The sequence below is a fragment of the Collimonas pratensis genome, from assembly GCF_001584185.1.
Classification (GTDB): domain Bacteria; phylum Pseudomonadota; class Gammaproteobacteria; order Burkholderiales; family Burkholderiaceae_D; genus Collimonas; species Collimonas pratensis.
Genome location: NZ_CP013234.1, coordinates 5,552,974 through 5,577,874 on the forward strand (window position 1 = coordinate 5,552,974; position 24,901 = coordinate 5,577,874).

Here is a 24,901-nt window from a genome sequence, read left to right on the forward strand (position 1 = left end):
ATCACAGTGATACCGATACGTAGCAGCAAGCGGTCTGCGTGCAACCCCGCGTCTGCCAATACCTTGGCACGGCTATTGTTTGGCACGTTGATGGACGATGCGCGATACCGCATCTTCGCTGACGCTGTCGAGAATGGGCGGCGACAATTCGAACGTTACAAAGCCGTCTTCGCCACCCTTCTTGATCAGAAAAGGGCCGTAAATGATGTCGTCGAGCCCTTCCGAATTGACCTGAAGGCGACTATGCGCGTTGCGTCCGTCCTGATCCTGTCGCACCGAGATATAGACCCCATTGTCAGGAATAATGTCTGGCAAGCGCTTGATGTCGCGCGGGCCATCTAACAATCCGGCGATGTATCGCTGCTCCGATTTATCAAACAGCGGCAGGTGGCGGAACGCGTACTCGACTTGTCCGTTTTTTGCTTCTCGACCTAAACTACGCTCAGGATCCGATTGGCCGACCAAACACCCGACGTCGACCGATACATCGACGAAGACAGTCTTACCAGCATTGGCATCGACATCATAAAGAAAATTTAACCACCGAGTACTGCCTGTCGACATCGCTTCCGTCGGACACAGCGTGTAGTGCCCCTCAATGACCGACATGGCTGGTCGCGGCGGCGGACTGGCCTTCTCGGTCGTTGTAGGATGATCCCCAGAAGAAGCGGGCACTGGCGCTACAGGAGATGGCATTTCGGCGACCTTACCTGACTGGTGCCATTGATTCCAGAGCTGCGGTACCGTAAAACCGGAAAGCGTCGCGACCCCGCTCAAGAAACCGATCAGCAGGGCCGGCCGTGAAGTCAACGCCTTGTGCAACCAGCTGCGTGTCGTCGCCTCGGGCTGACCGCCTTCCGGAAGATTGAAGGCTCGACTTTTCTTGACCAACTTACGAATGCGCGCCTGGTCAGATCGCGAGCCGCCATTCAGGCAACTCGAAACGCGGCTGTACCGCCAGAAATCGGCAATGGCAGCGTCGATCACCCGGCCCATGACATCCTCAGGGCCGTCGAAGACATTCCATATGATGTGCGTCTCGGTGCGCCGCATAAGCTCGGACTTGTAAGGGTAAAGGATGACGCCCACCGATCCATCGACTCCTTGTAAAAACACTAACGCAGCGCCACCCTCAACAGCTAGACCATTGCCCTGTAAAGAGGCGCCAACAGGGTGCGAGCCAAAGCACAACGACACTGAGCGCTTTTCGTCGTCACGGCGGGTGTAGAGTTGTTCGAAATGGCCATCTTGTTGTGCAGTCCGGGCCGCAGCTTGGAATTTCGCTTCGAGTCTATCTGTTAAGTCGACTTTCCAGTTCAGCATCCTGTAATAGCGGCGTAAATGCGCGTCGTGTTCAGTACTGTTCAATCTAATCTATCCTTTCGGTGCCGTCCCTAAGTCGCCGCCTCAATTGGCCCAATTTTCGTTGCTCGAACGCGCATGTTTCGGGCCCTGGCCATACCGACGGCAAACCTCACGACATTTAAATTTTAGGCGGTCACGGTTGATTGCAGGGTTAGAATTCATTCGAGGATAAGTAGTTCGGCATCAAAGAACGTACGGGCCATGTATCCGATTGACTCGACGGGAGAACGACCATCGACAATTTTCCGCAGACCCGGAATATCTATGGACTTCTTGCTGATGCGAAGTCGCTGCTCTCCAGTTTCCAGAGCGCCTAGCATGCGCTGAGAAATGACGCGCAAACCATTCTCGCCAAGATCTCTGGTTTGCTTCCCTCTCTCGACCAGAATGGACTTCAGACCTTCGCTCAAACTGAACTTGGATACCTCTTTTGCATCATCTGAGCATCGATAACCGATTGCGACCCCACGCTCAAATGCGACATAGTGCTCATCTTCATCAGGCATCGGGCCGATCGCTTGCGGCGAATATGCAGCCGAGTTGGCGACAACCGTGCGACTTAGGTAGAAAGAGTTGAGTTCGGCAGGGAGATGGAACTCTGGCGCAATGTAAAAGACCGATTCACCGGATGCCTCAAGATCCAGGAGTAGGTTGTGCTGATCGGAGTGTTTCGTAGGTCTTATGTGCATTCGATAATACGGAAGCCCCAGCAGTCCGCTCTTGTGTTCCTTGGAGTTGCTGCGCTGTAGTTGGTCGCTAAGCTTGAATTGTAGAAAAACCGGCCTACCCGAGAGCGGGATCTTCACGTCATATCCTCCCCCAGGCTTTCCTTCGTCGTAAAGAGATGGAAACATCGGCGCGGCGATGACTGCCGCCCGATACATTGAAACAAGTTCTTCAGTTATGGCATAGCCGTACGAAAATTCCGAGAAATCTGGTTTCATCTGAAGTGCTCTCGAACTCTAAGGTTTGACATGAGCGGCACGCGGAAGCCACAGACCGGCGCGAGTCCGTTCAATGGGAGAGTTAGGCGCATCGGGCGCAGCGATGCCCGGGCGTACGCTGTAGTCCAACATTCATGAGCGCCGTGACGAGTGCCTATACGTTTGGCTCTCCTCGGCGACCAGAAGCTGAAGCTGCAAGATAACGAGTTTCATGACGCCTTGCCGTGTTGTATATTGCAAAATGCCAATTTAACATGGAAATATAGCTCGGTGAGCCTTGCATCGAACGAAACCTTGGCAACGTCCCCGTCTGTCTCGATGATTGCAAAGTCTAAGATAGCTTCATGCGATCGCCCTGGCCGAAGCCGGTGATGACCACACCATAAAAGTGCTGTGTTCCAGATTGTTAATCGCGCCCAGGCGCTGGCATGGTTTCAGGATGGGATAATCCCTGATGAAGAGACTCAGGGCCTGGTGAATCGCTTAACCCTCGAACATGCCATTTCTGTGACCTCGAATCCGACAAATATTGCGTCGACGTGACGTCCGTACTGGCCGGCCGCTAGATCAAGGAAAGATAAATGAAAATTGTTCAAATTACCCCTGCAGTTGATTGGTACTTCAAACACGACTCGACCGTTTGGAATATCGCAGCTTTCGGTCTGACCGAAGAAGGCGAAAAGAGCGAGGCACGACCGCTGTTCGGCATGGTACAGATCAGAACGGCAGCGCAACTGGTCTTGTGACCATCAAATGTTGCCCGCCATTTTTAGGTTTCTGCTTTATGCGTGGCGATTTCCAATCACAACTCCTTGGCTTACAGAGATGAAATGAGTGTCGCCCCGCATGCGGTCGGATCGCCGTGATAGGCGACGGCTTTGCCGTGATGCATGCGGGTGCTGTTCGCCGGCTGGATGGCGAACTTGCCTTTGCATTGAGGGCAAGTCGTCATGTCGCCTTCCAGGGCTACTGCTATTCCCATTGCTTTAAAGCTGTCGCTGGCGGTAATCACTTCACCGCCGTGTGAAGTCTTGTCGCCTAGACGGATTACGCCACGGTCGTGTTCGTCTTTCATATTGGATCCTCTCAGATTCGGTTAGATCTTAGGTGGAACGTCTTCTACCCAAAAAGAAGCATTAACCGCACCGTCTTTTTCACCATGCCAGTTGCCCATTTCCATTTTCGGGTCGTAGGGATAGTCGTGTCTCTCCTGTGCCAGAGCTGTTTCTGCCCAGCCAACTGGCGTGTCGCCACGCGGTTGGTTGTAGGCATCATCAATTGCGACGTTGCTGACTTGTTCTACCGATTTTGGCCAGATGGGTTCGCGACAGGTCCAGAGCGCCATCAGGCGATGACTCGTCAACAATAAAATAAATGGCATCATGATGATGCGATAGGTCGCACTGGCGCGCATGCCGAAGTCATACATGCAAAACAAGAAGCTTTCGCGGATACTTTCATGCTCACTAAAAAACAATGCAGGCTTGGGCAGATCTGCCGGTCCCTGTTTCATATACCAGCACCAGTAGTTCCATTGGGACAGCAATCCTTGCAGATTAGCGCGACCTTGCCATTCCCGGCCTATGGCAAAGGCACGTACCACATTACCCTTGTCATCGACCGAGTAATGGCGAATGTGATAGCAATTGCTATTATTGCCTGATCCTTTGTGTATGCAAAAGATGGATTTTTCATTCCACGGGACTTCCCAGGTAATATCGCCTTCGCCTGGTTTTGCAAAGAAGCGCCGCCGCCGTATCGTATAGATTTTTTGCTGTTCTCGGTTGAAACGGATCGGGCGACGCTTGAGCGCGAAAAATTCGTCGCGGCCGAATCTGAAAGCGACGTAGCTAAAAGCGATAATCCCCAAAAAAATAACTAAGCAAGGAAAAATCAATCCAGCAACCATTTTTTCAGGAGGATGCCGAAGCATGTATCCCACTAGCCATAAAAGCGCTCCGACGCCCAGGCACGCGGTAAGCACTCCCCCTGCCTGCCATTGCCGATCTCTGTACGGTTGATCCGTTACGTCCATGAAAGTCGAATTGATCCGAAAGACGGTGGCAGTATCTTTGCACTCCGGCCCAACTGGTTTGTCAATCGAGAGCCGATGTTGTATATCCCATGCTGGTATAGGCTGACCAGTTTTATATGAAAATACGCGTTCATCCATCAGTTAAGCTCCTACCGCGTGGTTGTACGCTTTTAATTCCGCATCAAAAGTGTCGTAATGTTCGCTTTTACCGAAATGGCAGCGCGAAATCCAAGATTTTAGAAGGCCGCTACCGACAAGTGCAATCACGATACCGACGATAAATGAAATAATCAACAAAGGCCAAAAAATCGCGCCAATCGCAAAATAGGCGGCAATGGCAATCCCAATTCCAAGGGTGCCATTAGCGATATACAAGCCCATCAGCGTATAATTTTTATCGCCATATGCTTCTCGAGCATTAAAGCAAAGATCATAGAGTCCGGCTACGACACCGGCTACCGCTCCGATAATGCGCGCGTTTTTGGCAAATTTGGCCGCATCTTCAACGTCGATCGACCATTGTTTACGAATAAACACAGCCAGAGGATGCGTCGTCGATTTTTCGACTGTCGAACCAACTGTGTCAACGATCGTCGCACCTAGACTGACGATAGCAATTACGGCCTTGGTCCGTGTCTCTCTCTCGTTAAATTTGTCGTTGTTTGCCAAATCCTGAGTCGCAAAACCCAACGCCACAAGTTGCACGATCGCGGTCACCACGCCAAGATGAAACTCTTGAGGCGCGGAGGAACCAAGCCATTTTTGAGTCGCATCAATGCCAGGCACCTTGATTCCTTTGATACTTCCGGGCGCGATGCGCCCCTCTTGCTCCAATTTTGCTATATCCAATTCATATGCGATGAGCTTCCGATCTGCAGGAAGTTTTTTAACGTTGTTGCTTGCCTCGCTGTGCGCATCAGCTCTGGTTTGTGTTCTGTTGGTATCGAGTTTGATACCTTGCGCCTTGGCTTGTGCGATCGCCCATTTGGCCAGGTCGCTCGCGCTCATATTGCTGGCCTTGACGGAAACGCCGCCAAGTAGTGTGAGATGCGCCATGGCGAGTCCACGCATAACGGTGAAACTGCTCTCACTGATTGCTTTGATAATGATATTGGCCGTTGTCAGCGCTAGCCTGTCGATAAGTTTAGCTGCTTCCCTCTTGTCAACGCGATCAATGGCCCCTTTGTAGATATTCAGAATGTTTTCAAATTGAATATCGCTACCCTTGAGATGTGGCTCTGTTCCTGCAATGATGTCGTTCTGATTAAACAGTAGCGCACGACCATACAAATTGCGGGTATCGGATAATTTTCCGCTATTGAGCCAAGCTGTGAGCTGATCCGTACACGGTTTGCTGCACACTGCTTTACCGACGCATTGGGCAATCGACTCGCTGTAAGCGTAGCCACTGCGTATGTCGGTTGTATCGTGGACGCCGTCCATCCAGTTTGCCAATTGCTCGCTCTTGAGCCAGTTGACATGGGCGTTGACTAGTTTGTCGAAAGTTGGCTGGAAAGCTTTAACTGCTGCGTCGTACTCTGCCGGGAAAGACTTCAAACGGTTCTCGTCTAATGTCGGTTTGCCGTCTTCGTGCGTCATTTCTTCCCACGCGTTGTCTTCAGCAGCGTTCTGGCGTCCGGCCTGATCAGCGCCATACTTCTTTTTGTCTTGCTCTTTCTTGTTGTAGTAGGCAGTCGGACCGCCTGCCTTAATCATGCCCCAGATATCTTTAGTAGCGCCATATACATCGCCATCCGGGTTGCCTTCAGAATTTTTGGCCACATCGTCAGTAAAAACCACATCCTCTCGCGCTTGCGCCCTTACTCTTTTCTCTGTCCCTTCAAGCAAATCGGCCACCATCTTGGCGTGATACATCTTTTCGTCGAATCCGGAATCCACATTGGGCATCACCAGTTCACTTAAATCGTTAGTGACACCAACAGGATCGTTGACCGCAATGATGAAGCCTTTGTTGTGCGGCGCTTGCGCGGCCATGATGTCAGCGATTCTGGAGGCCCACAGATGCTGCGCATTCTCGCTGAAGGTGTTGGTATTGCTGAAAGCGAAGGCTTTGCGCATGGCGGCGCCGTCGGCGGCGAAATGGGCGATTTTACTGGCATTGGCTTTAAATTCCGCGGTGTGCTGCGCGCCGCCGGCCAGCATCGCCGGCACATTGATGCATTGCATGTGCTTCTTGCGCCAAGCGGCGTCGCTGACTTTTTTGATCAGAGCCTTGGTCCAGATGACGCTGGTCCAGCCTATCCATAAATTGGTCGCTGGATCGGCTGGAGTATGGGCAATGTCGACGCAATGGGCGCGCACCACTTCGCCGGTATCGACACATTGGAACGGCACCATTTCCGGCCGCGGAGGGCGCTGCTCGACGGGGAAGTTCCACATATGCCCTTTGGGCATCACCATGTAGGCTTTGAGCAGGCCGCGCTTTTCATCGTAGGTGTACAGATAGCCGGCCCGCATCGCGCGCAAGGTGTACTTGGCCGTGCCGATATCCTGCGGCGCAGCGTCGATCTTGAAGTTGCCGGATAAGCCGGGTACTCCGGCGGCGCCGGCCGGGCAAGCGATGGCGTAGCGTACCGGATAGATCAGCAAACCTTTCCGGTCGCAAAATTCACATTTTGGCATTAGCCTGCTCCTGTTGGCATTTGTTGCAGCTGAGATTGCTGGTTCAGCTTTTGATAATCGTTATGGTCTAGCATGGCCCGCAGATCGGACCAGTTGGTATTGCCTTGGGCAAGGTCGGTCCAGGCGATGTCGAGTTTGGGGTGGCGCTTAAATGCGTCGCCGTAGCGTACGCTATGCAGGGCGTATTCAACCAATTCATGGTCTTCATTCAGTTTCAGGTGTTGTTTTGCATTGACGAGGGCGAGATCGGCTTCCCGCTGATAGCGGACAGCGTCCGTAGCAGAGACGCTGTCCTGCAGATCATGTATTTGCAGCAGGACGCGCGCGATCAGTTGGCTGTGGTCCAGGCTCAGCCATTGCTTGGCGCTGGGCCAGGCTGATTTGTGACCGCCCAATGGATCGATTTCCCGCCCCGGCCCTTCTACGCTCCACCAGTGCCGGCACCAGGTGAAGCGCCATTCGGTGATCGGTCCCAGCAAGGCTTCTTTTTGTGCCGGTGCAAACAGCGCCATCGCCAGCGAGAACACGCGCGGATCGTAGTAGCGCCAGAAGACCGTGTTGCCATCCGAGCCGGGACCGACCAGGAAGCGGGCGACATGGCGCGCCAGTGTATCGGCCTCGAGCGAGCTTTGCAGCCACGCGCAGACCACCGGAGGAGTGTCGCTATCGGTTTCTCGCAGCAGCACCGCGGTCACTTCATCTTGCTGTGTCGGCGATAGCGCGGCGACATCGATCAATCGCGGTGTCAATTCATCGGCGTTGGTCAGGGTGCCCGGCGTGCAGCGCAGCATCGGCAACGGCTCTGCAAACGTTTCATCATCGATGTTGGAGGCATCAATCAGCAAATAGCCGTTGCGGATGACTTCGCCTGGGGGTGGGATACTTTGCATTAGCGCATTTCGTAAGCAGATTGATCGATCAAGCCAACGGCACGGAAGCGCCGCCGGACTGTGCGGCGCCCGCCGTTTGCGATGGGCAGAGCTTGGAGCCAGGGAATTGCGCAGGTTTGCTTTGCGGACCCATGGTCTGGTGGTTGGCGGCATGGACCTCGTGCGCGCCGCTGGTAAATCCGGTGATGCCGTCGCTGATCACGAATTCGCTGCCGCCGCCATTCAGGCGTATGCCTTTTTTCGCCTTGAGGTTGATCCAGTCCTGCGTGCTGATGATATCGACCACCTTCTGCGCCAGCAGTTCCATGCTGTCGTTTTGCGCCTGGATCTGCACCTTGCCGCTGGCGGCGACCAGCTTGATGCCGAGCTTGTAAGCGAGGATGGAGACCTTTTCGGCCACGCTGACGAAGAACGATTTTCCCGCTGCCACGGACACGTGGCTGCCCGCCGTCAGCGCCGTATGTTCCGCGCTGGCGATATGGGTAGAGGCCCCCGAAGTGGCTTCGATGCCGCTCGGACTTGCCAGCACCAGATGCGGGTCTGACAGCTCGGGGAATTTATCTGCGCCGCCGCCACTGCCCTTGATCGCGTCATTCTGCAATTTGATGGCCTTGGCGACGTCGCTCTGGTCTGCGCCTTTGTCTTGCGCCTGGTGTTCTTGCGCCAGGTTAGCCAGGCTTTCCTGCGTGCTGCGGGCCTGGGTCAGGCGCGATACTGTCTCACCCATATCAGTGATATGGGCTGCTGCCTTCGGCCTTGCCTCGGTGGTGATCAACAATCCTTCCGCAGATCTCACTACGCCATGACCGTCAGTCCTCAGCTCAAACCCGTTTCCGCGCTCGTCCTGGCGCCCTGCGTTGTTTTCAATGCGCGTGATGCTGCCGAGAGAAATCTGGCTGTCCAGGTGATCGCTTCGGAGCTGTGTTTGTATGCTTTTTGCGGTATCGTCAAAAATCAGGTGTCCGCTTCTGCCGCCCGGTGCATTGCCGCCCTTCGGCGTCAATTCCCGGCTACGGATGCCGGACAGCGCGTTCTGCGAGGGCAACGCCCACGATGGCATATTGTTCTGGCTGGTCACAGAGCCAGTAATGATTGGACGGTCGCAATTGCCATCCAGCCATTGGACAATTACCAGCTGGCCGCTGCGTGGAATGGCGACGATGCCCTGGTCAGCGCCGGCCCATCCACTGGCAACCCTGATCCATGCGGAACTGTCCTGGTCGTTCTTGCCGACGCGGTCCCAATGGAATTGGACCTTCACGCGGCCAAAATTGTCGACGTGTATATTCTCGCCAGGAGGACCGACCACTGTGGCCGTCTGCAAACCGTAGATGCGAGTTTCTTCGCTGTTGTAGCCGCGCCCTGGGCGCCAGGGAATTTTCTTGCGGATGCAGGTCAACTGGTTCGAATAGGCTGGGGCGGCATCAGTATTTTGCAGGTAGTTATTGGTGGCGCTGTGTTCGACGCTGATGATCAGGAATTCGTGATCCTGCTCTCCACTCTGCTGATCGCTGTGTGGCGACCGGTCTTCAGAAAAGTGACCTGTCAACCGGAAAGTCCGCCCGGGTTGCGCGTAACGGTTGTTGCCGGCGCCATCGAAAGTTTTTGCAATGGCTTCCTGCTCTTCCATTCTCACGCGACTGAGGCGATCGCCATCCTGGCCGTTGGCGAAACCATAGGCGCCCCCATATTCGTACGATTCCACGGCCGGTACTGCCCCTTGCTTGTTGAGCGTAGGAACGCTGGCTTCTTGCGGACGGGGGTTCTTGAAGTCAAAACTTCTGATGGCAACCGTCGATATGGAAAACTGTCGCACCGGTGACCAGTCTGAAATCCCGTCTTCCTCGATCGCACCGGCGTGGCGCTGAAATGGAATTTCGGCCTTGCCGTCTATTGGTTCGGCATAGGTAGAGTCATCCGACAGCTTTAATGTGTGGCCTTTAGCTGTATGTTCAAAGTGATAATGCCAGCCCAGATTTTCCCAGCGCCGATGGACAAAATTACTGTCGCTTTCGTCGAACTGAAATATTTCTGTAACGACCGCGTCGACATGATGCAGCTTGCAATCCCATGCGGCATACGCGCCGTAATCGGCAAACACGTGGGCGCTTAAATCCTGCTGAGACAATTGATGGAATATGTAATTGTCCTTGCGGGATTTCAGATACGTCAGCCACGGTACCAGATGGGCCTCGTAAAAGGCGAAGCTACCGTCGGTGCGCTTGAAGCGAAAGCTCTCGACGTAGCCGGTGAAGAATCGCGTACTGCCGTCTCCCCGTACCAGTTCAACGCAAAGCAATTTCCCCATCATCGATTTCAGGGGAATGTTTGCGTCGTCGCTTAATAGCTCAACGGTATAGGAGAAATCGCGACTCAGGGCCTCGCTTGCATCCAGCCGATTGACTAACAACTCGGCTTTCGGAGCGTCGTTATTCGCAAATGACAGGCGCAAAATTCGGTTGTGCTGGCGATTCTGGGCCAAGCTTCGCAGCGTTTTAATGGCTTCAGCCATGCAGATCCTTTGTACACGATATTGCCATATAACAAAACAGTGTAAGTTTAACAAATAATGCGGAGGAGCAGCCGATAGATCGCAGTGATAGCGCAGGGCGGTACCGCACAGTCAAAATGATTCCGGCAAAAAAAGAGCCGTAGCGCCGAAACGCCACAGCTCTTCTTATCGGTACGGCGAATTACACGACCTTGTTGGTCGACAAATCCCATCCGCCAGAGGTATTGCCACCTGAGCCACCACCGATTTTCTGCTGCACGTATTTCCATTTGACCTGGGAGTATTTCAAGCTAACGCTTTCGCTCAGTACACTACCTTCTGTCACCGACGGCGTCACATCGGAGATCAGCAGGTTGGTCAGTTCGATTGTGAAATATTTGATGCGGTCACCCTTACCATCAGCGCGTAAAAATTCAAACGTAGCTTTAGGAATGGTCTTGCCCGATGAACAGTTTTGCAGCAGCAGCGGTGTCGCCAAATCCGCAATCTTAGTAATCACAATGTCCTTGTGCTCGCAGCGCTCGGCTGTGTGGCCGCCGCCGGTGGATGCGGTTGCCGACTTTGGTTGCAGCACTTCCCACTGCACCGATTTGCACTCGATCCAGTCTTTGTGCGCGCTGTCCGTGGACTCGCCCTTGATACCGTCAATTTGCAGATAAACGTCAATTGCCATAGTGATGCCTCTAATGAAATAAGAAAAATCGCTGGGAACACCGCAGTCAAGTGGATAAGAAACCTGAGAGACTGGGATGCACTTTATTTAAAGTGGTACGCACCCTACACGATTGAACATTGGTGCGTAACTATCAAAACTGTCAGGTGTTGCCAGTGGAAAACGTCGCTATCAAACGGCAATCTTGCAAGGCGGAAGCAAGATGTCTAGCGACTCTATCACTAGAGAAGGTAGCAAGTATCTTGATGAGAAAAGATTAACGTTCTTTCACATTTTATGTTGTTTCACGGCAACAAATCTTTAGTATGTACGTGCTCGTGTCATTTCCGCTACCTAGCTATAATTCCCAGATCAATAGAAAAATATGCCGTTATGACATTGGATAAGATTGCCCTAGCTTGCCAGCATTGCAGTCAACTTGTTATACAACTGGCCACCGCGGCACGTCCGATTCAGGAGCAAAGGCTAACTTGCCTCTCATGCAGACGATCAAGCATGCTGGCAAAGCTGAAAACTGACGACGGCAATACGTTTTAGTTATACATACGCGAAATCTCTTCGGGAGTGCGCAGACCACCCCGTGCAAAACACACGGCGCCCGTTTGACACTTCCTTCCGCAGGTACTGTTCTCTCTACCTCTAGTACTCCACTGCTCGCAACAAGCTAGTGTGCATCCATCAGTCGCTACATAGACATGTAACATTGCAAATAATTGCCGCGTAACAATTATTGCCTGCATGTTAATGGTAATATGATTTTAAGACAACAAAATGAGTTACTTCAAAATGAACACTACTCCTACCTCAGCTGAACCACACAGCGACAAGCTCACCGAGTTGGCGACCTACGATCCAAATCATTTGCTGGATTCTTTGATCGAAAAATTGCAATTAAAAAATGATGCGGCGCTGTCACGTGCACTTGAAGTGGCGCCGCCGGTCATCAGCAAGATCCGCCATCGCCGCTTGCCAGTTGGAGCATCGCTGCTAATCCGCATGCACGAGATCAGCGATCTCACGATCGGAGAATTGCGCGGATTGATGGGGGATCGTCGAGGCAAATTTCGTATCAGCGACAAACATTTCAAACCAAAGAATGCCTGAAGCTCATAACTAAAATTTTTCGGCCTGCCGATATTTAGGTGTGAACCTATCAATGGTAAGCCGGGAAGCTAGTCCACGCATGAATAAAAAATTTTCTCGCCGCCCCAGTGGTTATAACTGTGGCTAGAGACCGAAACGGTGCCCATAATTGATCTCGGCACTCACAAGTGCATTCAGCCCGATCACCCTTAGAGGAGTCTTATGCCTACAGAAGAGATGCTTGCCAAACTGGAAATTCAGATTACGGAGGAGAAGAAAACCGTCGATTTCGATACGCGAGAATTCACGATCGAATTTCTAGTACAGAAATACACGAACAAGCTCGACATTGACGAGAACGACATTTTCGTTCCGGAGTACCAGCGCGAGTTCGTTTGGGACAACGAACGTCAATCGAAGCTAATTGAGTCAATCACGCTAGGTTTGCCTATTCCAATCATCTTTCTTGCCGAAGATCAGAATGGACGGCTCGAGATAGTTGATGGTTCACAGCGTATCAGAACGCTTGCCGCATTTGTCAATGGTGACCTGATGCTCGAAGGACTAGAAAAGCTCACGGAGATGAACGGCATCAAATTCGATGACCTACCGGCATCGCGCAAGCGCAAGATCAATAATACAGCTATCCGGATGATTGTCTTGTCCGATGCCGCGACCGAAGAGGTTCGCAACGATCTTTTCGAACGCATCAACCGTGGCAGCGACCTTCTTCGAAATATGGAGAAGCGGAAGGGCATCTATCACGGTCCATTTAACGATTTTATTTACAAAGTTTGCGCGAAAAATCCTCTTCTTGCTCGCCTGACACCTTTGGCAAAGTCGGTCCGGAACCGCCAGGAGCACGAGGAGTTGGTTCTGAGATTTTTTGCGTTCATGGACCAGTATCCGAATTTCGCCCAGCATCACCGCGGAGTTGGCTCCGCCTTGGATGAATATATGAAGAGCACCAACGAAACTTTCAGCAACGGGCAGGCGGAAGAAAAATTGGCGCGTTTCGAGTCCATGTTGAGCTATGTGGAAAAGTCTTTCAGGTATGGCTTCTCACGTGGGAAGGACAAGTATGTCTCCCGAACACTCTTTGAGGCAATCTCGGTCGGCGTAGCCCTCGCCTTGCAGACGAAGCCAGATCTGGCGGCGAAGGATATTGATACCGCTAAGTGGATGCAGGACAGGGATTTTTACACATTGGTTTCCGGCGAACGACAAACACACAACAGTCGCAAGATCGTTGCTCGGATCGAATATGTTCGGGATCGACTTCTTTCAGAGCGAGCTCCATGAATCACTTCCAAAGTGAACTCGATGAAAAAAAAGCTGAAGCGGAACAGATGCTGCAGATAATCTCGGAGGTTTCTAAATCCGATGGTGCAATTATTAAGACAGCTATTTTAAAGTCTGCATTTGTCCTGCTTCTTTACAACATGATTGAATCGACCGCCTTTCTCGTCTTTGAACGTGTTCACGAGAAGGTGGCCGTTGAACATTACACTCAGCTTGGAACAGAGATGCGAAAGGTGTGGGTCGATTTTTTCTTTTCGTCCCACCCTGCAGACGCGCACCATGAGCACCTCGAAAAGACGTTGCAACAGAAGTTACAGTTTCCGCTGCTCGAGAATTTCATGAATAGAATCAAGCTATTTTCCGGAAACCTTGATGCACGAAAGATCGATGATCTGTTATTTAAGTATGGAATTGGCGCACTAAAAACCCCGGATCGTGCAAAATTGGTGATCGTTAAGAATCGGCGTAACGCAGTCGCACATGGAGAGGAGATGTTCAAGGAGGCGTGTAGGGATTTAAGCGATAGTGATCTGGAAGATCTTAAGAACGCCACTTTCAGTGCGATGGAAGATCTGATCGAACAGGCTGGGACTTACCTGAACGAGAAGAAATACTTGGCCGCAGTTCTCGCTTAGGTTAATAGAAGAGACGGTCGGGATAGCGGCGGGCGATATCGGCGAAGATGGTGATGGATTACGCGGCAACAACGAGCATTTCAAATTGTCTGTGCCAATAGCGGTGAATCGCAGCAGGGCACAGCAACTGGCCGCGACCAAAAACAGGTGGCTCAATCCAGTGCAACTGAGAACGCAATTGATTTCGCGATTGAACTGGTCCGTTATTCTTCAACGGCTCAGTCAATTCATTAAACTTTCTCTAGAAGATTTAACACCAGGCTCCTTGTCGATCGCGATGGATGCCATCTGCTCGCATCTGCGCAACGCAGGTCGTTTGGCAAAAGAATTAATACTGGCTGGCCCAATTCGATGTGTGGACGGGCCGCTTCGAGGGCAGTGAATGTCTTTCCGCTATCATCTGTACATGCGAATGTCTGCTGACAGGAACATTCTCGAATGGTAAATGGTGGCCGAGTCCTGCCGGCACAATTGAACCCATCATCCGCATCTTCCGCCGGCCACCCTGCATGGTCAATGCCAGTAATTGGAGTTCGAGCAGTCAACATTGACCGGCGCAAATGGTCAACATTACAGGTATACGCGGTCTGCACTTAGGCGAGTGAGCCGTGGCTGAAAACTGACGTCGAGCCACCGGAATTCTCTACAATAACGAGATAAACAGAAAATCTCATTTTCTGTGGCGAAATCTAAAGAAATCTCATCTTCTGCGACAAATGATCCCAATATGTATGGCACACCCACTTGTAACTTATTGATTTCCCCTGTTTTCAGGGTCACCTTCCATGGCACCTTACGGCGTTGCCAGAAAAGAAAGAAAACCCCATGAACCCACTCGAAGCCCAGCTCAGCTATGCCTTCGGCGACACGCTGCCCGCCAGCGGCGCCACCCTGGAAGTGGCGCCCGGCGTACGCTGGCTGCGCATGGGTTTGCCGTTCGCCCTGGATCACATTAACCTGTGGCTGCTGGAAGACAGCGTCGAAACCGATGAGGGCATCCGCCAAGGCTGGACCATCATCGATTGCGGGATTTCAAACGACGCCACACGCGCTGCCTGGGAAGAGATTTTTATCAAAGAATTGCGCGGCCTGCCGGTGCTGCGGGTACTGGCGACCCATTGCCATCCTGACCACGTCGGCCTGGCCGACTGGCTCTGCACACGCTGGCAAGCGCCCTTGTGGATGAGCGGCGGCGAATATTTTTCGGCACGCATCATGTCCGCCGCCCTGCCCGGCGCCGACGGCAGCGCCGCCTTGCCGCATTTCCAGCGGCATGGCATGCGCGATCCCGAAGTAATCGCCAAGGTATCCCAGCGCAAATCCTATTATCCGTCCATGGTGCCGTCGGTGCCGCAGGCCTACCACCGCCTGGCCGATGGCCAAAGCGTGCGCATCGGCCAGCATCACTGGCAGATCATCACCGGCTTCGGCCACGCGCCGGAGCATGTGGCGCTGTATTGCGGCGACCTGGAATTGCTGGTTTCCGGCGACATGGTGCTGCCGCGGATTTCCACTAATGTCTCGGTATTTGCCATCGAACCGGAATCCAATCCGGTCCAGCAATACATGGATTCGCTGGAAAAATACCGCGCCCTGCCCACCGAAACGCTGGTGCTGCCGTCCCACGGCAAGCCGTTTCGCGGCCTGCAGATCCGCATCGACCAGTTGCAACAACACCATAGGGAAAGACTTGTAGAGGTAGTGAGTGCTTGCACGACGGCGCCGCAATCAGCCAGCGACATCGTCCCCATCATGTTCCGCCGCCCGCTCGACGCCCACCAGATGACCTTCGCGCTAGGCGAGGCCTTGGCACATCTGCACAAGCTGTGGTTCGATGGTGTGCTGAAACGGCGGCTGGATGCGGACCAGGTTTACCGCTTCAGCGCGGTCTGACAGGAGCAGCGGCCAGGACGCGTAGCGTGGGCACAGCGTGCCCACGCTACTGCTGTATCGCGGCGACGATCATCGCCACCGCCAACATCAGGCTGCCGGCGACGCGGTCGGTAATCCGGGCAAAGCTCGGGCGGGTGGCGATGCTTTGCATCCGTCCCGCCAGCACGGCATAGCCGAGCAGGATAAAGAATTCCGGAATCATCGAACCGGCTGCCAGCCAGATCATCTGCAGCGGCACATTCGCGGCCGGGTTCAGGAATTGCGGCAGGATGGCGATGAAAAAAATCAGCGCCTTGGGGTTGGCCAGCTGCAGCGTCAGGCCGCTGAGCCAGATTTTCCAGCCGGACGAATTCCTGCCGTCCAGCCTGGAAGCCGTAATCGGCGACGGCCGGCCGAAGATTGCTGACAAGCCGAGATAGGCCAGGTAAGCCACACCCAGCCACTTCACCACGGTGAACAAGGTGTGCGAAGCGACAATCAAGGCGCCCAGACCGGTCGCCGAAATGGTGAAATAGATCGCGTTGGCGGTGAGTATCCCGAGCGTCGCGAAGATCGATTTTTTCCAGCCGGCGGTAAGCCCATAGGCCACCACCAGCATCACCGCCGGGCCGGGCGAGGCGGACAGCGCCAGCTCGGTCAGCACGAATAAAAAGAAACTATGAAAGTCCATAAATCAGTCCGTAAATCAGTCGGCGAATCAGTCGGCGAATTAGTCGCTGCCTTTGCGCGCCTTGTGCGGCGCCTTGGAAAACACCAGATCGTATAGCCAGTTGGGCAACAACCGCAACAGCTTGGCCACCACCCCCATCTGCCACGGGATCACCTGATAGCTGCTGCCGCGCGCCACCGCCGCGCCGGTCTTGGCGGCGAAGCGCTCGGCCGGCATCAAGAACGGCATCGGGTAATCGTTGACCTGGGTCATCGGCGTATCGATATAGCCGGGAACGATGGTCACCACCTTGATGCCGCTGGCGCGCAACTCCACCCGCAACGACTCGCAATAACTGATCACCGCCGCCTTCGAACCGCTGTAGGCGCCAGCGCCCGGCAAGCCGCGGATGCCGGCGACGCTGCCGACCCCGACCAGGCGCAGATCACGCTGGCCTTCCCGGGCCTGGCGCTTCATGCTGGCGATGAAGGGCGTAAACGTCGCCACCGTGGCCAGCACATTGGTGGCGAATACCTGCCCGAACACTTCCTGGTCTTCCGCATGCTCGGTGAGCGTGCCTTGCGAAATGCCGGCGCTGGCGATCACGACGTCGACGCCATTGCCGGCGGCGATGAAATCCGCCGCCGCCGCGCTCAAGCCCGCATGATCGTTGACATCCAGCGCGTACAAGCGATGCCGCTCCGGATGCGGCAAGCTTGCCAGCAACTGCTCCAGCACCGGCTGGCGCCGTGCCACCAATCCCAGCGCCGCGCCCTGCTGCGCATAATATTGCGCCAGGGCGGCGCCGATGCCGCTGGATGCGCCAGTGATGAATACACGTTTCATGAGAACGACCAATCTAGGAGTTATGCAGGCAAATCTCGATAAAAAAGCCCGCCCTCTTGCGAGAGGCGGACTTTTCAACAACTACTACTGGCCGGCCACACCAGGGCCGGGCCGCTGCTTACTTCTTGGTAGCGGCGGCCTTGGCCACCAGGCTATCCATCACTTGCAAGGTGGTCTTGAACAAGGCGGCTTCGGTATCGCCGGCGCCAGGCACTGCACCGACGATCGATGGCGATGTGACGAAGCGGCCATCAACCACCAGCATCGGCACGCCGTCGACCTTGTAGGCGTTCTGCAGCTGGGTGGCGCGGGTCACCTTGGTTTGCACCGCGAAGGAATTGTAAATGCTCACGAACTTGGCTTTGTCGAGACCGCTCTTGGCGGCAAAATCCGCGACAGCGTCGTCGTTATTCAGGTTCTGGCGCTGCACGTGGATGGCGTTAAAGACCTTCTTGTGCATCTCAGGCAGCTTGCCCATGGCTTCCAGCGTGTAGTACAGCTTTTTCTGCGAGATGTAGGGCGATTTGGCGGCACTCGGATCGCCGAAGTCGACCGGCACGCGCTTGAAGGAAATCTTGTCGCCCTGCTTGGCAACCCAGTCTTCCAGCGTCGGTTCGAGCGCGTTGCAATGCGGGCAGAAGTAACCGAAGAATTCCGTCACTTCGACTTTCTTGCCCAGGCCGCTGTCGGTCGGCTGCGGATTGTCGAGAACTTTGTAGTCGGTGCCGGCAACCGGATTGGCCGGCGATGCGCCGGCGCTGACGGCCACCAGGCCGAGACTCAGGCTAAGACCAGCGACTGCCAGGGCTTTTTGAAGAAAACGCATGAAATATCCTTATAATTTTAGTAATTGCGGGACAGAGGCGCACGGCGAGTGTTTAAGAGCCACCGAAGCGTGGCGAATTACACTACCCGTGCAGCTCTGTCCCCAACTGATTAAACAAACGTCTAAATTGCAAAGCAAATCGTCTACATCGGGGTGCAACGGAGAAGCCTATTATTTCGCGGCCCGCACCACAGCCGCATTAACGCCGTTATCTGACAACTTCCCGCGAATCCGGTTCATTGTTTCCAGCTGATTAAATGGTCCGACGCGCACCCGATACAAGGAACCGGTATCGGCCTGGCGCTCGCTGATCTTGGCCTCGAAGCCCATCAGCGCCAAGCGGGCCTTGGCGCTTTCAGCTTCATTCTGTTCACGGAAAGCGCCGACCTGCAGGAAGTAGATCCAGTTGTCGTCAGCGGCAGCGGCCTTGGTCTTGGCTTCAGCGATGTCTCCGGCGACCTTCTTGGTCTTGTCGGCAGTCGACTTGTCGACCACCGGCGCCGGCTTGTCCTGAGACTTGGCCACCAGCGCATCAAGCTTCTTCTCGGCGGCCTGGCTGACCGCTTCCGGCGTGCCGTTGGCTGGCGGCACTGCCGGCGTGGCCGGCGGCGTGAACGCCTTGGCGGCTTCCTTGGCGGCATTCTGGTTGCCGTACAGCGCTTTGTTCGGATCCGGCAACTGGTCGCCGCCGGCGGCCGCCGGTGCAGCTGGGGTAGCCGGGGCCGTGATGGCTTCCGGCGGTTTGTCAGCTTTGACTGTCTTGTTGGTGAACGGCGTCGGCGTCTTCGTGATCATGATCGCCACCACGACCGCGATCGCCAGACCGATGATCAGGCCGAAAATCAGGCCCAGTAAGGTACCGCCAGCTTGCTTGTTGATAAATTTGCTCATACTTCCCCAATGACATACTGGTTACAGACCGTCTCTGTCCGACCGCCCCGCCGGCATCAACGCCGCAGAGTGTCAGACCGAGTCGCCTATTGTAGATTCAAATCACATGCGTGCGGGAGCCGATACGCCGATCAGCGCCAGGCCGTTGCGCAGCACCTGGCGGGTGGCATGCATCAGCGCCAGGCGCGCCAGCTTGAGCGCTTCGTCGTCGACCAGAACCCGCTCCGCATTGTAGTAGCTATGCAGCTCGCCCGCCAAATCGCGCAGATAGAACGCCACCTGGTGAGGCCCCAGCTCTTCCAGCGCGTGCTGCAGCATGTCTGGATATTCGGCCAGCTTGGCCAGCAGGCTGGCTTCGCGCGGCGCGGTCAGTGGACTGAGGTCGATGCTGCTCAGACTGGCTTCGTCGCCGGTCCATTGCGCCAGCACCGAGCAAATGCGGGCGTGCGCGTACTGCACGTAATACACCGGATTTTCGTCGGACTTGGCCAGCGCCAGGTCAACATCGAACACGAATTCAGTGTCGGCCTTGCGCGAAATCAGGAAGAAACGCACGGCATCGCGGCCGCGGGTCAGGTCGCGCGGCGCGTCTTGGGCAGCGTCGGCGCCGTCTTCGCCGGCCGACCATTCGATCAGGTCGCGTACGGTGACGTAAGAACCGGCGCGCTTGGAAATCTTCACTTCCTCGCCGTTCTTCATCACAGTCACCATCTTGTGCAGGATGTAATCTGGATAGCCCTGCGGAATGCCCATGTTGACCGCCTGCAAGCCGGCGCGTACCCGTGCGATGGTGCCATGGTGGTCGCTGCCCTGGATATTGATGACCTTGCCGAAGCCGCGCTGCCATTTGACGATGTGATAGGCGACGTCCGGCACGAAGTAGGTGTACGTGCCGTCGGTCTTGCGCATGACGCGGTCCTTGTCGTCGCCGTAGTCGGTGGTGCGCAGCCAGAGGGCGCCGTCCAGCTCGTAGGTGACGCCGGCGGCGATCAGCGCCGCGACGGCGGCCTCGACCTTGCCCTCCTTGTACAGCGAGGTTTCCAGGTAGTAGTTGTCAAACTTGACGCCAAAGGCTTGCAGGTCCAGGTCCTGCTCGCGGCGCAGATAAGCCACCGCAAACTTGCGGATCGATTCGATATCGTTGACGTCGCCGCTGGCGGTAGCCGGTTCGCCATCGCTGGCGGCCACGGTCTTGCGCGCCGCGAAATCCTGGGCGATGTCGGCGATGTAGTCGCCGTTGTAGGCGCTTTCCGGCCAGCCGGCATCGCCCGGCTTCAAGCCATTGGCGCGCGCCTGCACCGAAGTCGCCAAGGTAGCGATCTGGACGCCGGCGTCGTTATAGTAGAACTCGCGGGTGACATCGAATCCCTGCACTTCAAACAATGCCGACAAAGCGTCGCCCAGCGCACCCTGGCGGCCGTGGCCAACGTGCAGCGGGCCGGTCGGATTGGCCGAAACGAACTCGACCAGCACTTTCTTGCCAGCGCCGAGCTGGCTTTTACCGAATTCCGCCCCCTGTTGCAAAACAGTCTGGACTACTTGCTGCTTGGCGGCGGCGCTCAGGCGCAGGTTGATAAAGCCGGGACCGGCGATTTCCGCCGCTTCGATCAAGCCCTTGCCGGCGGCGCCGGCCATGACGGCCGCCACCAAGGTCTGGGCCAGTTCACGCGGATTCTTTTTCAGCGGCTTGGCCAGCTGCATTGCGATATTGCAGGCGACATCACCATGCGAAGGATCGCGCGGGCGCTCCAGCGTCACGGTCGGCGTCAGCTCGCTGCCGGCGATGACAGGCTGCAAGGCAGCGTTGAAAAGGTCGATGATCTGTTGTTTTTGTGGTGCGAGCATAGGATTGACAGTCAGTAGAACAAGAATGCGGCGCAAAAACATGGGGCGCCGCACGGGATTATGCGAAAGTCTGCCGGCTTGCTGTCACTTGGACAACTTCCGGCCAGCCTTGGTTATTTCCGATTATACCGGCTTGGCGCGGCAATCTTCACCCTGCTTGCCCGGTACATCTAAGCAATGCCGTAAATTCAAGCAGCCCCTGCAAGCATCAAAAACTGCTGCTAAGATGCGACGTCTTGGCCGGGCCAGATCCGGCCACATTGAATTTTTTTCTTTGCACCCATTACTTAATTCACAACAGGAAACATCATGACCCAGTCCACGCCACGCGTCGCCGATCACCCGGCCCACCCGCAATTCCTCAGCCGCTGGTCGCCACGCGCCTACACCAACGACGAGATGTCCGAGCAAGAATTGCTGACCATCCTGGAAGCCGCGCGCTGGGCGCCATCGTCCTACAATTCGCAACCATGGCGCTTCGTCTTCGCCCGCCGCGGCACACCGCACTGGGACCGCCTGGTGGGCCTGCTCAACGAATTCAACCGCAGCTGGGCCGCAAACGCCTCGGCACTGGTGATCGTGCTGTCGAAAACCACTTTCACGCCGCCAGGCAGCAGCGACGAAATCGCCATGCCAACCCATTCTTTCGACGCCGGCGCAGCCTGGGCCTACCTGGCGCTGCAAGCCAGCCTGTCCGGCTGGCATGCCCACGGCATGGCCGGTTTCGACAAGGAAAAGACACGCATTGAACTCGGTGTTCCAGCCGAATTCGCCATCGAAGCGGCCGTCGCCATCGGCAAGATCGGCGACAAGGCCATGCTGCCGGAAGGCCTGCGTTCGAAGGAAGAACCTAGCCCGCGTTCGCCATTGCAGGCGCTGGTTTCGGAAGGCACTTTCAAGGCTTGATAGTCTTGAGTCTTGCATGAGAGGCTCGATGCGCCTGGGCCTCGAAAAAATGCGGAGGAACGGTTTGTGCCGTTCATCCGCATTTTTTATTTGTACGACACCGATCGCCGCCAAAAATTACATTACTTGCAGGTCGGATTGGCAGTTGTACAGACTATGAATTTGCCATCATTGTTCATCTTGAAATGGCCGACATTCTTGATCTTGCTCTTGATGCTGCCGTTTCTCTCATACGTCGTGATCAGATAGTCCTTGCTGATATCGAAAGTCAGGATAGTCTCGCCATCCATTTTTCCGACCGTCTGCTTTGCGACCAGCTTCCCATTCTTGAAGGCATAGAGAATATAGATATTGACGTCCGTCTCCGCGCGGCCGGCAAGCACGACCTTCAGGTCCGCGACCGGCGGCAGGAACAGCACGGTATCCATGCTGGAATCGATCTGGCTTCTTAACTCGCTGCCCAATGCGCTGACCGGATAGGCATGAAAACGATCGGCGCATTCGTCTGCCTTCGCCGCACCCGTGGCGCACTGGAAGTAGCGGTCAAATGCAAACGGCAGCCTGGTGCCGGTAATCGCCTGGCTCGCGTCCTTGTTTGCAGGTTTCAGGCATTTGTCTGAAAAGCTTTTGTATTTGCCGGCGTCGAGATTCAGCTTATCCGGATGCTCGTCGTCCCGGGTTATATCGTAGGCGCTGCTCTTGTTTGTATCCAGGATGACCCACCCGATGGATACCTGCTGGTTCGGATTATCGGCGGCGACGAACAGCCTGACCTTGTAGACGCCGCTGTCGTTTTCGGCAAGCTCCGCGGAGATGTCTTTTTTTGGCATCGCCGTTTTTATACTCGGGACGATCAAATTCGTCAGATCGGTTTGGCAGCTAGCAACCCCAGGCTGGTCAGCGGCATAAGACGCAAGTGAAAAAAAGGCAATTAATGCAAACACGATTGAACGCATATCTACAACCTCTGCAAATTTATTTAAACGAATTCACGATCCGGGGAACAACAGTGGCCAAGGTCTTTCTGTATAAGGCCTGCTTGGTTTCGTCAGTTGAAAACCAGCGTGCGTAGTTCCCGTCATGACCATCTTTGTATTTCGCCACATATTCCATGCCGACTTTGACCGACGACAGTTTAACAAACTGCTTCTTTTTGTCGGTGACCTGGGCATTGCCGCCAGCCCCGCTCAATCCCGCCCCTTCGAAGGCAGCCCACAGTCCGGTTGGCGCTTCGCTAAAATAAGACCCGTTCCATCCGTAGTATGGAGGGCTGCCATGCGCCTCCATCCCTGGCGTACCGCAATGTCTGTACTGTTTCGATTTGAAATGGGCGGTTTCGACCCGGTACATCCGCTCGACAACTTCAGCCGTGTCTTTGCCATATTTGTCGTAGATGTAGCGAAGCGCCTCTTTCGCGTCATTCTCGTTGAATTCGTGCTCCTGCCCCTCCGGCTGCACAACATCCTTTGGAATTCCGCCGCACGCAGCAAGCTGCGTCTTGCCCTGTTTCTTGGCTAAGTCGACAATGCTTTCGCCGTTTGCATCGGCAGCCGATTGCACAAAGAATTTATCCAGCTGATAGCTGGCCTGGTATTCCCTCACGTCATAGTGAACCCAGGTGGTAGCGCCATCGGAAGTAGCTTCCAGCGAAATCTTGTTGTGGTTGACCCACCGGTGCTGTGCTCCGAGGTATTTGACAAAAATATCTTCGCGGATTTTTTCGATGCCGGCATTGCCGGTTCTGCTTGTTTCACCGTCTTTGACAAACTGGACATCCAATGCACGCCCCATATGATTGACGGAAGTGCGGCTATGCTGAAGATTATCGTCGATACAGCGATAGCCGGAACTTATTGTAAATACCGAATAGCCCAGTTTTGTTTCTTTCAAATAAAACTCTGCAGCCCTGAGCGCCCAGACCAGGCTGCGATGAATGCCGGGATATTCATGCGCATTGCCTTGGATGCGTCCACTGCCGAAGCCGCCGCAAACGTTGCACTTGCATTTCATCTGGCTAAAGCGCGAGGCAATAGGATAACTGGTCATGAATTCGTCCAGCGCCTTAAGCACGCCACCACAGGCGCGGCCGGTTTCGGATGCACCCATGTAATCGCGCTGAAACTGCTTGATGCATTTCTCCGTGAGATCGGTGAATTCATCAGTAGGCAGAGCGCCGCCAAACCCCGCCAAACGAATATTGATCTCTTCGATCAGCGGCCCTTTATCGCCTTTCTTGATGCAATTGCTCTGGTCCTTGCAAACCTGCAATTCGGCTTTAGGACTACCGGAATTCGCGCTACGGTCCTGATTCAACGCCTGTAATGGATCAGCGCCGGCTTTGGCATCGTTTTGGCTGGCAGGAGCACCTGCAGCCCCAGCTGCGGGTACCGCCGAAGGCGTTGGCGCAGGATTTACATTTTGGCCGGCGGACTGACTTGCCTTAGGCGTAGCCTGTGGTGTCGCGGCCGCTCCTGTGGATGCCGGCTGCGGCACCGGCAGTTTGATCACCTGACCAACGCTGATACTGTTGGCATTCTTGATGTGATTGAGTGTCGCCAGCTGACGGACCGTGGTGCCGTTTTTACGCGCAATGCTATCCAAGGTATCGCCGGATTTGACAATATGCGTTTTCCGCTTGTATACCCCTTTGTCGCCCTCATGCTTGACCAGATCGACATCCAGCATGACTTTCGAACTGCGCAGCTTGAACGCCAGGTTTTCCTGCGTAACGCGCACATTCTTAATCAGCTTCATATCCGTGCCTTCCAACCTTTGCACGTAGATCTGCAGCTCATCGTCGAGATTGGCAGCGAACTTTGCCAGTTCGCCCTTCGCATTGGTCACTCCGGCGGCGATAACCGTAGCCTGTTTTTTGATTTCATATTTCAGAGACTTGATCGGTGAACTTAACAGGTCCACCAGAGTGACCGAGACATCGTGTTGGGTATTATCTGCCATGGCAA

21 protein-coding genes are annotated in these 24,901 nt (G+C 54.8%); 6 read left to right on the forward strand and 15 right to left on the reverse strand.

What is annotated here, in order from left to right; genetic code table 11:
* Positions 1-72: 72 nt before the first annotated feature.
* Together CPter91_RS24675 and CPter91_RS24680 are read right to left on the reverse strand one after the other, a co-directional pair.
* Positions 73-1,368 carry a hypothetical protein gene (locus CPter91_RS24675; protein WP_150119811.1) on the reverse strand — a complete coding sequence of 432 codons (1,296 nt, stop codon included), beginning with the start codon at positions 1,366-1,368 and terminating at the stop codon, positions 73-75.
* Between the two features lie 155 nt (positions 1,369-1,523).
* Positions 1,524-2,309 carry a hypothetical protein gene (locus CPter91_RS24680; RefSeq protein ID WP_061945401.1) on the reverse strand — a complete coding sequence of 262 codons (786 nt, stop codon included), beginning with the start codon at positions 2,307-2,309 and terminating at the stop codon, positions 1,524-1,526.
* A gap of 581 nt (positions 2,310-2,890) precedes the next feature.
* Between CPter91_RS24680 and CPter91_RS27105 the strand changes: the two genes are divergently transcribed.
* Positions 2,891-3,055, forward strand: a complete 165-nt coding sequence (locus CPter91_RS27105; protein ID WP_167595222.1) for a hypothetical protein — start codon at positions 2,891-2,893, stop codon at positions 3,053-3,055.
* A gap of 71 nt (positions 3,056-3,126) precedes the next feature.
* Here CPter91_RS27105 and CPter91_RS24685 read toward each other — a convergent pair whose 3' ends face one another.
* From CPter91_RS24685 to CPter91_RS24710, 6 genes are all read right to left on the reverse strand, one after another.
* Entirely contained in the window at positions 3,127-3,384 is a 258-nt protein-coding gene (locus CPter91_RS24685; RefSeq protein ID WP_061945402.1) for a PAAR domain-containing protein, read from the reverse strand.
* A 21-nt stretch (positions 3,385-3,405) separates the two neighbouring features.
* Positions 3,406-4,482: a DUF6708 domain-containing protein gene (locus CPter91_RS24690; RefSeq protein WP_061945404.1), complete on the reverse strand. Its 1,077-nt coding sequence runs from the start codon at positions 4,480-4,482 to the stop codon at positions 3,406-3,408.
* 3 nt (positions 4,483-4,485) lie between these two features.
* On the reverse strand, positions 4,486-6,987 hold the full coding sequence (locus CPter91_RS24695) for a T6SS effector BTH_I2691 family protein (protein WP_061945406.1): 2,502 nt from the start codon (positions 6,985-6,987) through the stop codon (positions 4,486-4,488).
* The gene (locus CPter91_RS24700) at positions 6,987-7,877 is read right to left on the reverse strand and encodes a DUF4123 domain-containing protein (RefSeq protein WP_061945408.1); all 891 of its coding nucleotides are present in this window, start codon (positions 7,875-7,877) and stop codon (positions 6,987-6,989) included. The genes CPter91_RS24695 and CPter91_RS24700 overlap by 1 nt, the downstream gene beginning before the upstream one ends.
* A 28-nt stretch (positions 7,878-7,905) precedes the next feature.
* Positions 7,906-10,389, reverse strand: coding sequence for a type VI secretion system Vgr family protein (locus CPter91_RS24705; protein ID WP_061945409.1), 2,484 nt, complete (start codon positions 10,387-10,389; stop codon positions 7,906-7,908).
* Positions 10,390-10,570: 181 nt separating this feature from the next.
* Positions 10,571-11,062 carry an Hcp family type VI secretion system effector gene (locus CPter91_RS24710; protein WP_061937794.1) on the reverse strand — a complete coding sequence of 164 codons (492 nt, stop codon included), beginning with the start codon at positions 11,060-11,062 and terminating at the stop codon, positions 10,571-10,573.
* Between the two features lie 786 nt (positions 11,063-11,848).
* On the opposite strand from CPter91_RS24710, the gene CPter91_RS24715 reads away from it, so the two are divergent.
* From CPter91_RS24715 to CPter91_RS24730, 4 genes are all read left to right on the forward strand, one after another.
* Entirely contained in the window at positions 11,849-12,166 is a 318-nt protein-coding gene (locus tag CPter91_RS24715) for a hypothetical protein (protein WP_061945411.1), read from the forward strand.
* A gap of 201 nt (positions 12,167-12,367) precedes the next feature.
* The gene (locus CPter91_RS24720) at positions 12,368-13,447 is read left to right on the forward strand and encodes a DUF262 domain-containing protein (RefSeq protein ID WP_205631638.1); all 1,080 of its coding nucleotides are present in this window, start codon (positions 12,368-12,370) and stop codon (positions 13,445-13,447) included.
* The gene (locus CPter91_RS24725) at positions 13,444-14,082 is read left to right on the forward strand and encodes an MAE_28990/MAE_18760 family HEPN-like nuclease (RefSeq protein WP_061945413.1); all 639 of its coding nucleotides are present in this window, start codon (positions 13,444-13,446) and stop codon (positions 14,080-14,082) included. The genes CPter91_RS24720 and CPter91_RS24725 overlap by 4 nt, the downstream gene beginning before the upstream one ends.
* Positions 14,083-14,907: 825 nt before the next feature.
* Complete coding sequence (locus tag CPter91_RS24730) at positions 14,908-15,975, forward strand: MBL fold metallo-hydrolase (protein WP_061945415.1); 1,068 nt, start codon at positions 14,908-14,910, stop codon at positions 15,973-15,975.
* A 46-nt stretch (positions 15,976-16,021) separates the two neighbouring features.
* On the opposite strand, the gene CPter91_RS24735 is transcribed toward CPter91_RS24730, so the two are convergent.
* The 5 genes from CPter91_RS24735 to argS all read right to left on the reverse strand — a co-directional run bounded on the left by CPter91_RS24735 (position 16,022) and on the right by argS (position 21,032).
* Positions 16,022-16,645: a LysE family translocator gene (locus tag CPter91_RS24735; protein WP_061945417.1), complete on the reverse strand. Its 624-nt coding sequence runs from the start codon at positions 16,643-16,645 to the stop codon at positions 16,022-16,024.
* 39 nt (positions 16,646-16,684) lie between these two features.
* Positions 16,685-17,470: an SDR family oxidoreductase gene (locus CPter91_RS24740; RefSeq protein ID WP_061945419.1), complete on the reverse strand. Its 786-nt coding sequence runs from the start codon at positions 17,468-17,470 to the stop codon at positions 16,685-16,687.
* 118 nt (positions 17,471-17,588) lie between these two features.
* Positions 17,589-18,296 (reverse strand): thiol:disulfide interchange protein DsbA/DsbL, encoded by a 708-nt coding sequence (locus CPter91_RS24745; protein ID WP_061945421.1) that lies wholly within the window; start codon positions 18,294-18,296, stop codon positions 17,589-17,591.
* A gap of 171 nt (positions 18,297-18,467) precedes the next feature.
* Positions 18,468-19,187: an SPOR domain-containing protein gene (locus CPter91_RS24750; RefSeq protein ID WP_061945423.1), complete on the reverse strand. Its 720-nt coding sequence runs from the start codon at positions 19,185-19,187 to the stop codon at positions 18,468-18,470.
* A 102-nt stretch (positions 19,188-19,289) separates the two neighbouring features.
* Complete coding sequence (argS, locus tag CPter91_RS24755) at positions 19,290-21,032, reverse strand: arginine--tRNA ligase (protein WP_061946619.1); 1,743 nt, start codon at positions 21,030-21,032, stop codon at positions 19,290-19,292.
* A 309-nt stretch (positions 21,033-21,341) separates the two neighbouring features.
* Between argS and CPter91_RS24760 the strand changes: the two genes are divergently transcribed.
* On the forward strand, positions 21,342-21,938 hold the full coding sequence (locus CPter91_RS24760; RefSeq protein ID WP_061945425.1) for a nitroreductase family protein: 597 nt from the start codon (positions 21,342-21,344) through the stop codon (positions 21,936-21,938).
* Positions 21,939-22,060: 122 nt separating this feature from the next.
* On the opposite strand, the gene CPter91_RS24765 is transcribed toward CPter91_RS24760, so the two are convergent.
* On the reverse strand, positions 22,061-22,768 hold the full coding sequence (locus CPter91_RS24765; RefSeq protein ID WP_061945427.1) for a hypothetical protein: 708 nt from the start codon (positions 22,766-22,768) through the stop codon (positions 22,061-22,063).
* A gap of 145 nt (positions 22,769-22,913) precedes the next feature.
* On the reverse strand, positions 22,914-24,896 hold the full coding sequence (locus tag CPter91_RS24770) for a LysM peptidoglycan-binding domain-containing protein (RefSeq protein WP_061945429.1): 1,983 nt from the start codon (positions 24,894-24,896) through the stop codon (positions 22,914-22,916).
* Positions 24,897-24,901 lie beyond the last annotated feature (5 nt).

Excerpts from the sequence above, each read along its gene's own strand:
- CPter91_RS24765 (WP_061945427.1), bottom strand. The coding sequence starts at position 22,768 with ATGCCAAAAAAAGACATCTCCGCGGAGCTTGCCGAAAACGACAGCGGC.
- CPter91_RS24720 (WP_205631638.1), top strand. The coding sequence starts at position 12,368 with ATGCCTACAGAAGAGATGCTTGCCAAACTGGAAATTCAGATTACGGAG.
- CPter91_RS24745 (WP_061945421.1), bottom strand. The coding sequence starts at position 18,296 with ATGCGTTTTCTTCAAAAAGCCCTGGCAGTCGCTGGTCTTAGCCTGAGT.
- CPter91_RS24735 (WP_061945417.1), bottom strand. The coding sequence starts at position 16,645 with ATGGACTTTCATAGTTTCTTTTTATTCGTGCTGACCGAGCTGGCGCTG.
- CPter91_RS24750 (WP_061945423.1), bottom strand. The coding sequence starts at position 19,187 with ATGAGCAAATTTATCAACAAGCAAGCTGGCGGTACCTTACTGGGCCTG.
- CPter91_RS27105 (WP_167595222.1), top strand. The coding sequence starts at position 2,891 with ATGAAAATTGTTCAAATTACCCCTGCAGTTGATTGGTACTTCAAACAC.
- CPter91_RS24710 (WP_061937794.1), bottom strand. The coding sequence starts at position 11,062 with ATGGCAATTGACGTTTATCTGCAAATTGACGGTATCAAGGGCGAGTCC.
- CPter91_RS24725 (WP_061945413.1), top strand. The coding sequence starts at position 13,444 with ATGAATCACTTCCAAAGTGAACTCGATGAAAAAAAAGCTGAAGCGGAA.
- CPter91_RS24770 (WP_061945429.1), bottom strand. The coding sequence starts at position 24,896 with ATGGCAGATAATACCCAACACGATGTCTCGGTCACTCTGGTGGACCTG.
- CPter91_RS24740 (WP_061945419.1), bottom strand. The coding sequence starts at position 17,470 with ATGAAACGTGTATTCATCACTGGCGCATCCAGCGGCATCGGCGCCGCC.
- CPter91_RS24760 (WP_061945425.1), top strand. The coding sequence starts at position 21,342 with ATGACCCAGTCCACGCCACGCGTCGCCGATCACCCGGCCCACCCGCAA.
- CPter91_RS24700 (WP_061945408.1), bottom strand. The coding sequence starts at position 7,877 with ATGCAAAGTATCCCACCCCCAGGCGAAGTCATCCGCAACGGCTATTTG.
- CPter91_RS24730 (WP_061945415.1), top strand. The coding sequence starts at position 14,908 with ATGAACCCACTCGAAGCCCAGCTCAGCTATGCCTTCGGCGACACGCTG.
- CPter91_RS24715 (WP_061945411.1), top strand. The coding sequence starts at position 11,849 with ATGAACACTACTCCTACCTCAGCTGAACCACACAGCGACAAGCTCACC.
- CPter91_RS24695 (WP_061945406.1), bottom strand. The coding sequence starts at position 6,987 with ATGCCAAAATGTGAATTTTGCGACCGGAAAGGTTTGCTGATCTATCCG.
- CPter91_RS24685 (WP_061945402.1), bottom strand. The coding sequence starts at position 3,384 with ATGAAAGACGAACACGACCGTGGCGTAATCCGTCTAGGCGACAAGACT.
- argS (WP_061946619.1), bottom strand. The coding sequence starts at position 21,032 with ATGCTCGCACCACAAAAACAACAGATCATCGACCTTTTCAACGCTGCC.
- CPter91_RS24680 (WP_061945401.1), bottom strand. The coding sequence starts at position 2,309 with ATGAAACCAGATTTCTCGGAATTTTCGTACGGCTATGCCATAACTGAA.
- CPter91_RS24705 (WP_061945409.1), bottom strand. The coding sequence starts at position 10,389 with ATGGCTGAAGCCATTAAAACGCTGCGAAGCTTGGCCCAGAATCGCCAG.
- CPter91_RS24690 (WP_061945404.1), bottom strand. The coding sequence starts at position 4,482 with ATGGATGAACGCGTATTTTCATATAAAACTGGTCAGCCTATACCAGCA.